The sequence below is a fragment of the Catellatospora sichuanensis genome, assembly GCF_007483665.1.
Classification (GTDB): domain Bacteria; phylum Actinomycetota; class Actinomycetes; order Mycobacteriales; family Micromonosporaceae; genus Catellatospora; species Catellatospora sichuanensis.
On sequence record NZ_ML660183.1, the window covers coordinates 1 to 15,224 of the forward strand.

Sequence of the window (15,224 nt, forward strand, 5' to 3'; positions counted from 1 at the left end):
GTGAACACCACCACGACACCATGAACACCAAGCCCTGCCCGCCTCCGGCGGACAGGGCTTCACCATGCCGCTACAAGCTCACCAGCAACGACGCCTACATGCTCACCGCGAACGCCGCGCAACACCGCGCTCCTTCGCCGATCTCTTGAGACACGTGCGCTGCCCATCGCACCCTTCGCCTCGATCAGCCAGTCATGCGGCGCGACAGCGTGACGCCCGCGTAGGTCTGCCTCGGCGCTACGCCTGCCTCGGCGCGCATCCAACCGGGGCAGGTGGCTGATATGGCCTGTGTCGTCGACGCCCAGCACGTGGACGCAGAACAGGTGGGCGGCTGCCATGCCGAGGCGGTATCCGACGGCCGCCGCCTCGCTGGGATCGCTACCGTGGGTCAGCCACGAACTGCGCTGAAGGACAACGTTGCCTGCCCAGTCATTGCCAACTTGGAGCCCGCTGACCAATGAGTCAATTCGCACTCGGATCTCGGCCCAGGCGAAGGCTGGGAAACGCACAATGTGTGAGGGCAGCCGACGGCCCACGGCGGCACTTGCGAGCAACAGTTCGCCCCAGGTGACTTCGGCAGCCGGGGTGAGGCCCAGCAGCACATCCTGCGGGGCTGGCCATGCCTGAGCGTCGGTGTCGATCGGCTGAGTCCCAGTATGAGTGGAAATAGGAATTCGAATTACATCGAGCAGCCCAGGGGACGTCAACTTGCCTCCTCGCAGAGCAAGCCGCTGCTGAAGCGGGCATCCGCAACGTACACCTTTGTATGTGCGAGCACGTCGGCAATGCCAGCCGTCATACTGGCCGACCCCCACTCCCGCTACCCGTTCAAACTCCGAGGAGATGTCCCGATCCGAGCGGTACCGGCACCAGGTCCATGCCGGACATGCACACCCGCAGGCGACATCACCCGCGGCTCGACCATGAGGTGGCCTACGCGGGCTGGAGTTCAGCCAGGCGGATTCAGCAGCAGAAACGGATGCAAGACATCGTCAATGACTGATGCCTTGCGGGAATTTGCTTGTCCGGGCGAGTTGAACCCTAAGTACATGATCACGATGGCAGCTGACCTGCAACTTACATGATCGCCATGCCGGGCGGCGGCGAACATTGTCGCATCGCCGCCCGGCTAGTCATGCGTAAGCGAGCAGCCGCGTCGGCCCGAGGTGCGAGCGGCTCCGGCTCCGGCTGTCGAGTTCGAAACGCTCCATCAGCGCGTTGAGCATGAAGCGATTTCGCAGCCTGCGCCGTGCTGAATCCGTCGCACGTCAAGAAGACGATCAGGCCGCAGTATTGATTATGCTGGTCACTCTTCGTCGTCTTCCTTCGGCCTAAGTGCGAGGAGTCGCTGTAGCGCCTCGGCGGCACCTGGCGTGCCTACCGCAACCTCTGCGATGATCTCGTCGGAGCGGTTGTGGTCGGCAAGCAGGTTGACCAACCGATGGGCGAAGTACCTGTTGCCTACAGCTAGACCACGCATTAGTTCAACAGCCTCGTTAATGCGGTTATGTTGTTCGAGTAGCGCTGCCAGCCACTCGTTATAAAACCTGTCGGTTGAAGCAAGATTGCTCAGCAACGCTACGGCTTCGTTTAACCGGTCCAACCCTAGGAGCAGGTCGATCAAGCTTTCAACGTCGTGATGGTCTACTTCTTTGCCCTCGTTCAAGGCGTGGCAACAAAGACTTAAAGCTTCAGTAGCGCGACCATACTGGATAGCGTTGCTGATTAGTGGAAGCGTGTCGTCGGGGTGGTGATTGTCGACTAGAGCCCGCCAGACCTGGTCGGCAGGGTGAATGGTACGACGAATGCGCAAGAAGTGTTGGTAAAGGTAGTCGGCGGTGCTATAGCCGGCGATGCGGCCCATCCCCGCTGGGAGCGGGCTGAGCGTGGAGGCTGCGCCGTGGAGGGTCTTGGTGGCGTAGGTGAGGGCCTGGTCGAGCCAGTCGCGTGTTGCGGTGGCCTGTTGAGCAGGGGTGAGGTAAGCAGGGGCGACAGCTTCTAGGAAGCTGCGCGTGACTGATTGTTCGGCGCCGACGCGTCGAGCATCTAGCGCGGCGGTAATGACGGCCTTGCCGTAGCACTGATTAGTAGGAGCTTGCTCCCAGTGGCGAATGAGCGCCGGGCCAGCGGCCATGACTTGGGTAAAACCGGCGTCGGCGTCATCCAGGGCGGCGCGGATGCGCTGATCCGTGGCGAGCACCTCACCGCGGAGGCGTTCAGCTGCACTGAGCATATCGGGCACATCTATGACGTGAGCAATGCGGAGCAATTCCCGGTCATCCGAGTAGGGGTCGGGCTTATTCGGCTCCCGAGGTTCGGTTCGGGCGGCGTACTCCTCTGGCCACAGTGTACTCACCACTGCAGTCCCGGCCGCAACAAGCTTCCGGATACCGTCAGCGGTTAACTTGCTGGCTTGAGGCCCGGCCGGGTGGTTGAGGTAGCGCTGTAGCTCGTCCAGCCACAGCACGGTTCGCGGTGTCGGATTAGCCGCGTATACGTTGATCGCAGTGACGTCGGCCGGATGCAGCAGCCACCACTGCGGCAGAACCGCCCGGACCGCCTCAACAAGGGTGCGCGTCTTGCCAACCGATGAGCCACCGACCAGCAGCACGAACCCGCCGCGCTCGGCGGCGGCGGTAATCGTGGCGCGCAGCTCTGTATCGAGATCCCGGAGGACGTATGGAGGCAGTTCACCGACGGCACCCGGCACCTGGATCGCGGCGTGCACTCCCAGAAGCCGCACTCGGGCGTCCTCAACCCGGACCGCGGCCGGTGGACGTGGCTTGTGGCTGGTGGCGACGCGTTCCAACGCTGCCAGCCAGGACCGCTGCGTCGCATCGTCTTCGATGCCGCACGCAACCAAAAAGGTAATGGTCGTCTCGCGGGTCGGGGTCGACTTGGCGTTGAGCAGGTCGCTGAGCGTGGCAGCTGGCAGCGACCGCGGCCGGGCGGCCCGCCCGAGCTCCGCATAGGAACGGGCGCCGCGCAGCCGATCACACGCCCGGGCGAACGCCTCGAGGGACTGCACCGCGTCTAGGTTGAACTCGATGCTGTCGTCCGCAGCGCGGTGGTCTTCGGCCATTACGGAATCCTCCCTCTTCTGTTCGGCGGGCACACCGAACACTGCCGAACCACCGTAGAACGCTACGAAAATTGGCGCGACCGTGCTGGTCAGCCACGGAGGTTAGGAGCTGGCCGGTTCGGCTTCGTTCGTCGCCCATGCCGGACGGCACCGCCATCCGCTTTCCTCGAGATGCTAATGGGAGACCGGCCGGCTCCCGACCGCCTGCATTAACCGGGAGTACGCCATGTCGAAGCCGCCCACCAACCTCACCTGGCGCGAGAAGCTCGCCCTAGCCACCATCACAGGCGCCATCTCTGGCGCCGTCCGAGCAATCGTCGCCTGGACCTTGCAACACTAAACCGGCCGATGGGCCTGACTCGTCCGAGCCGGGTCGGGCCCATCGCTGACCACAATCGGGAGCACTGACGCTATGAGCGAGGACCGCCAAGATGGGAGTGGCTGCCCGCTTGCTGTATCCGCACCAAACCAGCCTCAACCATCACGCCGGGAGGTGCGTGGATTTCGCTATCGGGCGGGAAGCGGAGGTGGCCATGGCCCAGAGTGGCACCCTGGACCAGTACCTTCACTGGCGCTGCACTCATCATGGTGGCCGTACTGCCCGTTTTCCATCCGCAGGACGGATCAAGTATCACCGCGGCCCAATCGACGATCGTGGCATTCTGTTCGGGATGACGCTCGTATTCGCGTACGGTGCGTCGGCAACCTCACCTTCCGTGCCGTGCTGGGCCGTCTACACCTTCGAGTTACGCCCGCCATGTACCCGCCGCGGAGTGTGACAATGGTGCGGTGAACGAACTGGCGCCGTCGTCGTACCGGCTCATCGAAACTCTGCTGGCCAATGCGGAGACCACCCACCATGGCAGGCCCACGGCCAACCCGAAGGGGTTCGAAGACCTCACCGACTCACAGGTGATCATGATGGTCAACCAGTTGCAGGACATGCACATTCTCATCTCCCAATGGGGTGACGACTTCCCGTTCAGCATCACGCTGACTGGAAACGGCCTCGCCAGAGCGCAGGAGTACCGAACAAACCGAACCAACAAGCGGACCAGGTTGCAAGCGTGCCGCTCGCACCTACTCGCGTGGGCGTACGACCAGGCCGATGCCACCGACCCCGATCCCGAGGGCTTCCTCGCTGACGAGCGAGCGTGGTTCTACGGCTGGAAGTTCTCGGACAGCGACTTCCGCTCCAGCGTGCAGTACCTCGTGCAGCTCGGGCTGCTCAAGACCAGCGTCGTACCCACCCTCGGCCCAGAGGGCATCGACTCATACATCCACTATCTACTGACGGCCGCCGGGGTGCGGTGCGTCGAGGAGTTCGACTGCGACGTGGTGAAGTTCAACAACCATCAGGACGGCCGCCAGGGCCGCGTTACCGTAGCGATCGGCACCATGATCGGCAGCAATTTTGCAGCTGCGGGCGGCGACCAGAGCCATCTCACTCAGGGTGTGAGCGGCACGGTGGACATCGAACAAACGCGGCAGTGGGCCGACTCGGTCTCGACGGTGCTACCCGTGCTCTGCGTCCCCGCTGACCGGATCAGCGAGCTCGAACAAACCGTGGCCGAGCTAAAAGCAGCGACTGCCGAACCGGTACCGCAGCAGTCCCGAGTAGCGGCGGCGTTCGGCAAGACGCTTCAGGTGCTGACCGCGCTGGTAACGGTCAGCGATGCCGCAGGACTGATCCAGATGTTGATCGACCAGGGCGCCGCGCTGGCCCTGGGCGGCTGACTAGCCCGAGGATGGGAGTCGCGTGGGGCTCGCCTACCCGCCAGACATGCTCAGCAGCAACTTACGCGGTGTGCTCAACATGTCCGTGGTCCTCGGGCCTGTCGGCCAGGCCCTCCCAGACGATTCGCCATGTTCGGTAGCCGGCGCGTTCGCATAGCAGCATCAGGCGGACCGGTTTGCCCTCGTGCTCGTTGAACCAGACGTCCGGACCGCTGGTCCAGTGTGGTAACGGGGTACGGCTCATGCTCAGCACACGGCCATGGCCGAGTACGAGCGGCAACTGCGCGACCTCGCGGCCATGATCGTCAACCCCGGCGGCGTCGGACGAGAACCGGTACGGCCCCCATACCTGGTCGCGAAGCTCCTGCTCCGTCACATCGTGGGCACCGCTGGCGCTTGGCAGGTGGTCCGCGTCATCGTTGCCGACCGTAACTGTGACTGCATCAGGCCGTCGCCCCGGCTGGCCCAATGAGCTAGCCACTGTCGCGATAGCGAATGTCCCCGAAGTCGAACGGGTCGTGCTCGATCGTCACGGGCCCGTGGACCGCGGATCCCTCGATGACCGGGCCGCGGATGACCTCCCGACAACGATGTAGACCCGCGGAGTGACAGCGTCCAGCAATTGACGACGCTGCATCGCCATCTGCCTTCGCGCCAGGGCATTCGCGTCGCGTGCTTGCGCCAGAGCCGCTGCGGCGATGGTGTTGGCGCTAGAAGAGTTTCTTTCCGCGTTCTCTGCGGCCTTCGCGGCGATTCTGTTGCCCGTACGTGCTGCCTTGGCCTGTCGGAACGTGGCAAGCAACGCGATGGCGGCTACCGTCAGGCTGACTGCGCTGATCGTCTCCGAGGGGTGTGATGCGAACTACCCGCCGACCTGGTTGAGATCGTGGATGGGTAAGCGCGAGATCACGTCGTCAATGTAGGACTGGCGCACCAACGGTTCCGACCGCTACTGCGAACATGGCCCTGGCTGCGCCCAACCGGCTGGGTCGAGCCGCCGCCACCGCTGATGCCGTAGCCACTGGCTGTTGTCTGTCGGACATCCCCATTGAGGGAACGGCCAGCTCGCCGCAGGTCGGGGCGGCGGAGTCAACAAGCCCACGCGGATAAAGCTCGCAGCAGGGATCCTCATTCCCGGTCGACATCTGCCACAGACAGGCCGAACCGCATCAGCACGCTGGGCTTCGCGCCGTTGACAGAAGGCAGGTAAACGGCCCGAACCGCACCCGTCCGATGGACCGCGACAAGCCGCTGCACGTCCTCAACCAGGCGCGGCTCCGTGAAGTACACCAGGCTACCGCCGTCGAGCGAAACGTCGTCGGCGTCGAAGTTCGAAGTAATTACTTCGACCGGGTACGGCGGGCCACCGACGGCGCGAGCGCTCGTCTTCATCCCCGCTGGTAGGCTCGGCAGAGACGTCACGACGTGCTCGATCCCGCTCTCGACCAGGTGTCGGTAGACATACTCCACATCGGCCAGGAGACGGCTCGTCACGATTAGCACAGGTCCGGCATCCCGAAGGCTGCGCACCGTCGCTGTGAGCGCGGCGAGGCGGGCGTCCGGACCCAGCGCTTCCAGCTTGTCGACGACTCCCCAGATGTCATCGGCAGCGTACGTGGCCTCCTGCTCTCCCTCGGCCTCTCTGGCGAGACGCACGAGCGATGAGTGCATGGCGGCGCGGCTACGCATGCGGTCGGGGTTGTCAAGCAACCGTGCCGCGTCGCCGAGGACGGACTGTTCCGCCGCATCGAGCAGCACGTGGTAGGTCTTGATCTCAGCCTGGCGGGTGCCCGCAAGCTCGTCCAGCGACATCTCGATCACCGTCGCGTCACTCGGCCAGCGCGGATTCCCCCGGCTCCACAGGTTCGCCACGACGATCGTTCGCGCCGATCCGCTGGCGACTTGGAAAATCCGCGGCAGGGAGTCGTTGCCAACCAGCAACATCGAGTCGAACACACACAGGGCAAACGTTATGGACTCCAGAACCTTACGCACCGGACCGTGCTGCGCCCTTGCATCCGTGGCCAGCAGCACACCGGTCGACGGGCGTGCCGAGGAGCTGTCAGCGAGTTCCTGCGCGACGTCGGAGGTGATGACACGCACCTCGGGCACGCCCGCCTCGCGCAAGCGCTGCGCCCACTGGTTGACCATCGTTAGCGTCGGCGCCGTGACGAGGACCAGACCGTCCGCCGCCGCAGTCACGATGTGCGGCATGAGCGTGGAGCGCACGCCGCTTTGCAGAGGCACGCGCAGAACCACGCAGCGATCGTCCTTGGCGCGTGCCAGACGCGCCGCCAGTGGCGGCTGCGGGAAGGATAACGAGCTCACGGAACCATCCTCACCCTTCGCTTGAGCCAGGCGCTCGCCGACATCATGAGCTCGGATTCCTCCGCGGTCACCTCGCCGCGGAAGTGGAAGACCTTATTGCGTACCTCTCGCACCGGCTCAAGCAGAGATACCACCAGCTCACGACTGCCCCCAAACGTGCGATTGAACACGCGCCCGAATCGTTCCCGGTGGCTGATGAGGCTGATCAACTCGCTAAAGGTCAGATCCTCGAGCGCTGCCGCCATTGGGCTGTTCGCCGTTGTCTGCGTCGACGTGGCGATGTAGGTGCGCAGCTCCTCCTCGCTGGCACAGGCCGACTTCACCAGGTGTCTTGTCGCGAGCTCTATGTCTCTGAGCAGCATGAACTGCCTCGATGAGTGCCAGAGGTAACTGTTGAGGTCAGCCGCGGTGACCACCGCCAGCAGGTTGTCCTCGTCTCCGATCAGCACGGCACCCTTGGCCTCGATCGCTGGCAGCGCGTCGGCGACGTCGGAGCCATACCGCACGAAGTAGAGATCCTCTAAGAAGTCGGCCACGGCATAGGCCCTGGGGTCGTCTTGAGGTCGGACGACCCCAATATTGCTAGCGAACGAACGGTAGCTAAAGACTCCGACAACCGCCTTGTTGCGAGTGACCGGGATCTGATCGAATCCGGTTCTGGCCATCACTGCAAGTGCCTCCGACACCTTCGTATCGGTGGTGACGGTAACGACCTCCTGGTCCGCGGGCACGAGTTGGCTGATTCGGAGGAAGTGATGCTGCGCTCCCGGGCCGCTCAGTAGGAACACCTCCCGTACGAATCATGGACTTTCATTGCCGCAGGGCAGCATACCGTCGGTGTACGGGAATCGGGACCGCCACATCGGGCTTCGTGCCGCCGCCTGGAGCTACTGGCGCGAGTTGGTCACGGATGCCGGGCCAGGGTTACCGGGGCGACGCCGAGATTGACGAGCGCTGTCGCATACCAGGCGGAATGGTCGCCATCACTGCTGTTCCGGTTCGTGGGCGCCGCACACGAACGCGCCCTGGGCATCGCCAGCCATTGGCCCTTCGAGCAATGGGGCCGGTTCCTGCCCGAACACGTCACCGCAACCAGCCGGCTCGACCGTCTCCTGCACCACGCCACCGTCGTGGTCACCGAAGGCGGTCCTTCCGCATGCTGGAGGCCCGTACCCGCACCAGCCGGACGCCCGTGAGTTGACATGACCACAGGTGGCGACATCGCCGGCTCTGAAGCACTTTCCGTGACGCCGCGTGGGCTCAGGCGTCGAGGAGGATTCTGAGGCGCAGTAGGTCATGGTTTGCGCGGCCGAACATCGTGCGCTTCAGCATCTTGATCTTGTTGATGCGGCCTTCGACCTTGCCGGAACTGTAGGGCAAGGTCAGCCCGGCGACCACGGCCTTCCAGTCCTTGCGTAACCCCGCGGCGAATGAGGCGATCTCCCGGACCGGTCCGTCTCGGGCATCGTCGGCCCATTGTGCGAGTTCGAGGCCACGACGTTCGCGCAGCATCACGTTGAACCGGCGGGCCAGATCGCAGGTCGCCGCCAGTTCCGGGTTACCGTCGCAGACCCGCTTCAGGTCGAGGCGTTCGTCTGCCGACAGGTCGTCCTGCGGCCGCATGATCCACGCCACGAGGTCGCGAGGTTTGATCGCCTTGGGCTGTTCCGGCTCGTCGATGTGCTCCCTCAGGCGGATCAGCCACCGCCGCAGGGTGCGCTCACTGCCGCGGAAGCCCTGCTCCCGGATCTCCGCCAGGAGTGTCTGCGTGCTGATGCAGCCCTCGGCGGTGCGTCTGCGCAGGTGCGGCTTATAGGGCTCGAGCAGCTGGCTCAGCCGCGGCGCGGTGGAGATGAGTTCGTCGGCGGTGGCCGCCAGGGTGTACTTGCGCACGGTCTTGGGGTCCAGATGCAGTGCCGAAGCGATCTGCCCAGGGAGCCAACCCTTCGCCAGCAGTACATGAACCTCGGCGTGGCGGGTGCGTGTCTGCTGCGCCCGTGGACCGTCGGCAGCCTGTGACGCCTGCAGTTCGACGACGACGGCAGCAGGCTGTGGACGCAGCGCACTGCGGTGGCGCCTGACGGCGCTGTCGACCGCGGTCGCCAGGTTGTTGATCAAATGCCAGCGGTCGGCGACCTGGACCGCGGCGCCCGCCGCGCGGGCGGCGCCGTCGGCGTAGTAGCCGGCCCGGTCCCGGCAGATCACCTCAACGCCCGGGTGAGCCGACAACCACGCGGCGAACGTCGCGGCCTCGCGGTCAGGCAGCACGTCGACCGGCTGGGAGGTTTCGATGTCGACCAGGATCGTGTTGTAGGTCTGACCACGGCGCACCGCGAACTCGTCCACGCCCAGCACTGCAGGTGTCAGGGTGTCTGGTGGCGGAATCCGACGGATAAGCCGGATCAAGGTCGTGGCGTGCACGGTCATGCCCAGATGCTCGGCCAAGCGTGCGCCGGGCCGGCCGCCGGCGGCCAGCGCCACCCGCTCAAGCATCCGACGCTGCAGCAGACTGCGCCGGCCATGCCGAAATGTCAGGCCGTCCACCTGCTCGGCAAACGTCCGCCGCCCACACCTGTCGTTGACGCAGATGAACCGGCGGACCTGCAGCTGAACCACGAGTTCGCGGCCACCTGCGGCGACGTCGGCCAGTCGCCGTTCATAGCTGCTGTGCACCCTGCCCGACGCCGTCAGGCAGTCCGGGCAGATCGACTCCGGCCCCGCACAGGCTGCCACAACACGCACAGACCGGCCACGCAGGTGCACCGACTCGACCCTCACCGCCGAAAGGTGCGGAAGAAGCACACGGACGAGATCGGGTTCCAGATTGGACACAAGCCATGATCGACGACGGCGCACGCTTCACGGAATTTGCATCAGAGCCACATCGCCGTGGCCGTTGACAATCGGCCGGCATCATGGTCTCAAACCCCGCAGCAGCACCAGCCAAACCATCGAGTACGTCTTGTCGGCTCACGCGTCACCGCAGCGTACGCGGCACGGCAACTGTGGTAGGCGTGAACTCCTCTGTGCCCCTGCAGCTAGCCCAACAGAGTGCAGGCACCGTTGAGAAACTCCTCATGCGTGCAGAGGGCACGGTAGAGGGCGGTTTTCCAGTCATTAGCCCCGCGACTTTTGGCGTATGAACGCGCTTCACGCATGACCGTATCCAGCACCGCGACACGACCACCTGCTGCAAACAGGTCGCGGAAGCTGTCAGCGCGGTCTTGGAGTTCGACGTTTGCCTCTCGGCGAAAGGTCGTATAGAGGTCGAGGTGCTTGAGATGGTAAAGGTACCGGCGATACGTGCTCAAGTCGACCACATCAGGCGCCAGCCGGTAGTTGACGGTCACAACGCGATACGTGTCGACGTCGGCAAGCAGGATTGGTGCCGTCGGCGGAACGTCGAAGTAGGGGTGGAGGAACCTCTCGTCCGCCAATTGCGCCCTTTTGTTGCCTTTGGTCTGGTTGCAGTTGTAGCAGACGGGCACGAGGTTGGCTGAGAGGACTGCGTACTCCGGGAATACCGATTTTGGTAGGTAGTGGTCAAGGGACCTGACAGTGGCGCAGCCGCACATGGGGCATCGCCGGTTGGCGGCGGCATCGAAGAGGAGTTGGTGTAGATCTCCATCTTCGGCCGCAAGATCGTAGTTGGACTGAAGGGCTTCTTTAGCATCTTTGTCGTCTTCGGCGATGACCGAGGAGGTCGAGCAGAGGTGCCACTGCGCGTCGTAGGCGGCGTATGCGGCGAGGACGTTTTGCTCGACTCGGCGCAGGTGCGTTTTGGTGGGCTGTCGGCGGCGTTGAGTAAGAGACGTGAGCCTGGTGGTGTCGTCGATGCGCGGTCGCGGGATGTGGTACATGCTAGGTCCGCGAGCGGTAGATGCTCTGGACGTAGGCGCGTCCTTGTGCGCTCATCTGACCGTCGAACATGTCCTCGATCTGGTCGGGGGTATGGTGCTCGGCGAGGTTTTCCAGGGTCGAATGATAGTCGGTTGAGCGGCTGTCGAGGCTGAAAACGGTCTTGGTCAAATAGCCGACGTTCTCAGCGAAGGTTTCTTGTTCGGGGCGCCGAATACGGGTCATTTCGCCGATGCGTTCGAGGATGTGAACGTACCTGGCGGGGACTTCCTGCAGAACGACGGGTGAGTGGGTGGCGATGACCGCGTAGGAGTCGCGGTCGTCGAGGACGACATTGATTGACCGAAGCAACGCCGCAAGCAAGGGCGGATGCAGGTGACACTCGGGCTCGTCGAAAAGCAGCAGGGACTTGATCTGCATATGGGCGACGAGTTGCAGAACAATGTTGAGGACAATCTTGTGTCCGGTACTGAGGCGATCGAACACTACTTCGAATCGCCGATCGTCAGCGAGTGCCGCCGTCGTGAAGCCTGCCTGCGGGTAGGAGGGTTCACGCAGGAGCGGCTCGAGTGCTTCCCGGAGGAGGACGGTTCGCGAGGCCCGAGTTTGCTGCAGCGCCATGACAGTTTCGGCGCGGAGTTCGGCGATGCTCTTAAGCGGGTCGGTGACACCACGACCGCGGAAGCTGCGCAAGCCGCAGTACACATAGCCGAACACCTCGCCTTTGGTGCGCATTTGGTCTGCGGCTTGGCGCGATTCGCGGCCGGGGATGGCGAAGGTATCGAAGGCCGAGTAGGACACTGACACGACCGCCCCGAACGGAAAAGCTGGTTCGCGCACGAAAGCCCCGGCGCTATCCATTAACTCATAACGGTTGGCGGGTGCCCGTGATGCCACTGAGGCTAGGTTCGCCAGCAGTTTCGTCTTTCCCGTGCCGTTGTAGCCGATGATGACATTGATGCGTCCAGGCAACAGCGGTGCCTGGTTGAAGGCTAGCGGCACCGTGAAATGGCTGCCGCCGACTGTCGTTCGGAACGGCAAGGTCATCGGTGCGCCTGGTTGCTGGGCGTCGGCGGTGTTGGCGAGCAGCGCTGCGGCGTCATGGATCGCCCGAGTGGCACTGCCTGTTCGCTCCAGCGACTTCCTGAAGCCCGGATGTTCGGAAAACGAATCAGCGATGGTGGGATCGGCAGCGATATCTCGCAGGCCGGCAAGGACAGCGTCGCGGACGTCCGTTCCCGCCTGGTGAAGGTTCTCGTAGTACGACAGTGATTGGCCCAGTGAGCAGTACCCAGGAGTGAGCTGAGTGAACCGCACATCGAGCGGGGTCATGCCACCCGTTTGGTCCCGATGGAGGATCTTGACGGATCCAACGTCGACTGGCGCCTGGCTAGCCGACAGATACAGATGGAGACGAAATGTCGTCACGTATCCGTAGTCGTTCCAGTTGTCGCGGACGAGCACCACGGTTGTGCCAGGATGGTCGCTGACTGCAGGCAGGTTGTCGACGACGAAGAACGTTATTCTCATGTCGGTCCGACTGCGGCGGCCAGTTGTTGAAGCGTTTTCGGGTCGTCGTGGGTGATGAACCGGTAGCTCTGGGGTGGATGAAAGCGATGAGTGCTTCGCAGTTCGCCGAGAGGCAGCACCACCGGAAGGCGCTGGATGTGGTGGAGGTATATCAGGCAGGCGATGTCGCTGCCGTCGAGGTAGTCGTAGTACTCCTGACGGGTGAGCGCGGTGTTGGGACCGTGGTGCGGCCACGCACCACGAGGGGTAAGCACACGTACTTTCTCGACGCGGGCGGTTCCAACAACAGCCATCAGGGGTGAGCTGGCGTACAAGATCACGGCCGTGCCCGGCTCTGCACTGACGCGTCGTCGGCGCAGTTCCGCAGACTTGCTGCCATCGAGGATCGCTTGAGCGAAGCGGGGGCGCAGCGACAACAGCAGTGGCCGGGATGCGGTTTTCATGAGCGTAGTCCCTGTCCCTCTGTGAGGATCTGCGCAAACAACGGTGGCGCGATCTTGATCGGTGCCTGCGGGACGGTCTTCTGACCGTACTGCTTGGCCAACGCCTCCAGACGGCTGAGGGTCACCTGGTTGGGGAAGATTTCCGTGTCGGTGAACCGGATGACCTGTGCCCGACCCTCGTCGGCGACGTGGGTAACTTGACTCCGGTCCCAGACACCGAGGTGACGGTAGGAGTCCATGAGTTCATCGACGTCGGCGACGTAGGACTCCTCTACCAGCGAGCAGCCGATAATTCCTGGCGGGAACAGCGGTTTGCCAGGCCCTTTGTGCTTCTTGACGTACCAGAGGACACGGGCAGGGGCGTCGATGATTTGCGGCAGGCTGCGGTAGTAGACGTGCTCGCGGCTTAGGGCGAGTTCGGCCGGACGCCCTGTGAGAATCTGCGGCACACCGAACAACTGCGCTGCCCACCTGGCCTCGATGGAGACGGCGTAGGTTGGGATATCGGCATCCAGTAACCGCGCTGGCCACCATGCTCGCTCGAACTCAGCAGCGGCGGTCGCAGGCATACCCGATCTTAGGCTTGGCATATCGTCCCGAACAAGGGTTCGAAGAACTTCAACCGCGCGCGCCTCGACGTCGGCCATCGGCGCGCAGAGGTCGATGACGACAGCAGCCATGTGGCCGTCGTCGGCCAGAATAAAGCCCTCTGCGGTCGCGGCATCCTTGATCAACGGCGACGGCAGTGGATCGAGGATCCTGATGAGCGACCGTTCAGCTCGTCGGCACTGTTCACGCAGCGCGAACAGGATCTGTCTCGCCAGCGTCAGGGCCTCAGCGCTATCACGCACCCGGATGAGTGGTACGCACAGTGCCGGCCCGCGAACCTCAGTGGCATACAGAAGCATGGCGACGTCGTCTGGGCCCGTCAGCGCGTATAGCGGAGCTCGGAGTCCCGCGATCGCGTTCTTGAGGTCCTGTGCGGACTCCGATGTCATCGGGTCGACGAATCCGCTCAGGTCGTCCAGATTGTCGGCACCCACATGCGTCTTATGGTAGTCGCTGCCGGAGAGCGCAATCGGCCGGTAGTCCTGCGAACGGGCCAGTTCCTCGAGGTGGACGATCGCCGCTAGCGGTCGCATCACCCGAACCCCGAAGTGCGTCATGACTTGGGAAAAAAACGTGTCAGCGCTTTCGAACGTCACGAAAACGGTCACGCCCGCGCTGATGCAGTCGGCCAATCCGGCAACCAAAGATTGGTCTTTCCACGGCAACTCACTGACCCCTCGGGCGGCGGTGAGCATGGCCCGGAGCTCTTCCTTTGTCTGCGTGGATCCGACTAGGTCGTGCCGCGTGGTAACCATGCTGTCCAGCCGGTCGGTGTACTGACGGCGGCGAGTAGCCGATTGCACGCCGGTCAACTCGACACGCAGTGCCACCGTCACTATCAACTGCAGCTGCTGGTACAGATCATCGCCGGCCAGTGCTGCAGCTTCGATATGGTCGCGGTCTTCGGGATCCTGTATCGCTTCCAAGACGGTCATGTCGAAGCAGGCGCGTAGAGCTGGCTCTTCTTGACGCGACATTAGGGTTGGGTGGCCATGGTCTCGCCACCAGACCACCAACGGCAGGCCTTGCCTATTACGCCCAGGGACCTCGGTTTGCTGGTTAAAGCCGAGCTTCAACCAGACCTGATCGATGCCGTAGCTCTGGCGGCATTTAGCCATGACACCCGGTCGGTCACGGTGGGTCTCGCTGATGTACTCGACTAGCGCCCGCGCGATGCCGTTCTTGCGCACATCAGTGGCCACACACAGGTGGACCAAAGTCACTCTTCTGCGGGACAACCGGTAGAGAACGTATCCGACCACGCGATCTTGAACCAGAGCCGCCACTAGCGTGCCACGTTCGGCCGACGCCGTGTAGACGGCGAAGGGCAGCTGGCCGAGCGTCTTCTTCGCTAGGTCGCCTAGTTTGATACAAGAGTCGATGCGGGCTACCTCGGTCGCTGCGACCTTCGCGATTCGAACAGCTCCGGGCAGTCCACCATCCGCCTCGATCATTGCGAAAGTCTGCCGCATCGACGCCCGCAGCACAATAGGTAGCCACACACTCACAAGCAGTCGCCGATGCCAGCTCGCTCACTGAAGTGTCGCTGTAGCCCAAAACTCGCCTCCGACTTGTGTACGGAAGTTCGGGACAATCTGGCCCCGCCGGCGCCGAGATGCAGATCGATCGGCCATGTC

General features: G+C 63.5%; 11 protein-coding genes. 2 read left to right on the forward strand and 9 right to left on the reverse strand.

Going from position 1 to position 15,224, the window contains the following annotated elements; genetic code table 11:
* Positions 1–1,306: 1,306 nt before the first annotated feature.
* A complete protein-coding gene (locus FLL47_RS00010; protein ID WP_144118301.1) occupies positions 1,307–3,082 on the reverse strand; it encodes a hypothetical protein in 1,776 nt (591 codons plus the stop codon).
* Positions 3,083–3,871: 789 nt separating this feature from the next.
* Here FLL47_RS00010 and FLL47_RS00015 point away from each other — a divergent pair.
* Complete coding sequence (locus tag FLL47_RS00015) at positions 3,872–4,819, forward strand: hypothetical protein (protein ID WP_144118302.1); 948 nt, start codon at positions 3,872–3,874, stop codon at positions 4,817–4,819.
* A 61-nt stretch (positions 4,820–4,880) separates the two neighbouring features.
* Here FLL47_RS00015 and FLL47_RS00020 read toward each other — a convergent pair whose 3' ends face one another.
* From FLL47_RS00020 to FLL47_RS00030, 3 genes are all read right to left on the reverse strand, one after another.
* Positions 4,881–5,195 carry a hypothetical protein gene (locus FLL47_RS00020; protein ID WP_144118303.1) on the reverse strand — a complete coding sequence of 105 codons (315 nt, stop codon included), beginning with the start codon at positions 5,193–5,195 and terminating at the stop codon, positions 4,881–4,883.
* A gap of 752 nt (positions 5,196–5,947) precedes the next feature.
* A complete protein-coding gene (locus FLL47_RS00025; protein WP_144118304.1) occupies positions 5,948–7,147 on the reverse strand; it encodes a DEAD/DEAH box helicase family protein in 1,200 nt (399 codons plus the stop codon).
* Positions 7,144–7,878, reverse strand: a complete 735-nt coding sequence (locus tag FLL47_RS00030; RefSeq protein WP_186315485.1) for a CBS domain-containing protein — start codon at positions 7,876–7,878, stop codon at positions 7,144–7,146. Before FLL47_RS00030 ends, FLL47_RS00025 begins: the two co-directional genes overlap by 4 nt.
* A gap of 270 nt (positions 7,879–8,148) precedes the next feature.
* Between FLL47_RS00030 and FLL47_RS45070 the strand changes: the two genes are divergently transcribed.
* Positions 8,149–8,343, forward strand: a complete 195-nt coding sequence (locus tag FLL47_RS45070; protein ID WP_425457632.1) for an ATP-binding protein — start codon at positions 8,149–8,151, stop codon at positions 8,341–8,343.
* Positions 8,344–8,407: 64 nt separating this feature from the next.
* Here FLL47_RS45070 and FLL47_RS00040 read toward each other — a convergent pair whose 3' ends face one another.
* From FLL47_RS00040 to FLL47_RS00060, 5 genes are all read right to left on the reverse strand, one after another.
* Positions 8,408–9,979: an ISL3 family transposase gene (locus tag FLL47_RS00040; RefSeq protein WP_144118306.1), complete on the reverse strand. Its 1,572-nt coding sequence runs from the start codon at positions 9,977–9,979 to the stop codon at positions 8,408–8,410.
* A 206-nt stretch (positions 9,980–10,185) separates the two neighbouring features.
* Positions 10,186–11,007: a hypothetical protein gene (locus FLL47_RS00045; protein WP_144118307.1), complete on the reverse strand. Its 822-nt coding sequence runs from the start codon at positions 11,005–11,007 to the stop codon at positions 10,186–10,188.
* A 1-nt stretch (position 11,008) separates the two neighbouring features.
* On the reverse strand, positions 11,009–12,535 hold the full coding sequence (locus FLL47_RS00050; RefSeq protein ID WP_144118308.1) for an AAA family ATPase: 1,527 nt from the start codon (positions 12,533–12,535) through the stop codon (positions 11,009–11,011).
* Positions 12,532–12,978: an ASCH domain-containing protein gene (locus FLL47_RS00055; RefSeq protein WP_144118309.1), complete on the reverse strand. Its 447-nt coding sequence runs from the start codon at positions 12,976–12,978 to the stop codon at positions 12,532–12,534. The genes FLL47_RS00050 and FLL47_RS00055 overlap by 4 nt, the downstream gene beginning before the upstream one ends.
* On the reverse strand, positions 12,975–15,041 hold the full coding sequence (locus tag FLL47_RS00060; protein ID WP_186315486.1) for a GNAT family N-acetyltransferase: 2,067 nt from the start codon (positions 15,039–15,041) through the stop codon (positions 12,975–12,977). The genes FLL47_RS00055 and FLL47_RS00060 overlap by 4 nt, the downstream gene beginning before the upstream one ends.
* Positions 15,042–15,224 lie beyond the last annotated feature (183 nt).

What these genes read in the sequence shown, in the direction of transcription:
- FLL47_RS00045 (WP_144118307.1), bottom strand. Translation starts at nt 11,007, where the DNA reads ATGTACCACATCCCGCGACCGCGCATCGACGACACCACCAGGCTCACG.
- FLL47_RS00060 (WP_186315486.1), bottom strand. Translation starts at nt 15,041, where the DNA reads ATGATCGAGGCGGATGGTGGACTGCCCGGAGCTGTTCGAATCGCGAAG.
- FLL47_RS00010 (WP_144118301.1), bottom strand. Translation starts at nt 3,082, where the DNA reads ATGGCCGAAGACCACCGCGCTGCGGACGACAGCATCGAGTTCAACCTA.
- FLL47_RS00055 (WP_144118309.1), bottom strand. Translation starts at nt 12,978, where the DNA reads ATGAAAACCGCATCCCGGCCACTGCTGTTGTCGCTGCGCCCCCGCTTC.
- FLL47_RS00050 (WP_144118308.1), bottom strand. Translation starts at nt 12,535, where the DNA reads ATGAGAATAACGTTCTTCGTCGTCGACAACCTGCCTGCAGTCAGCGAC.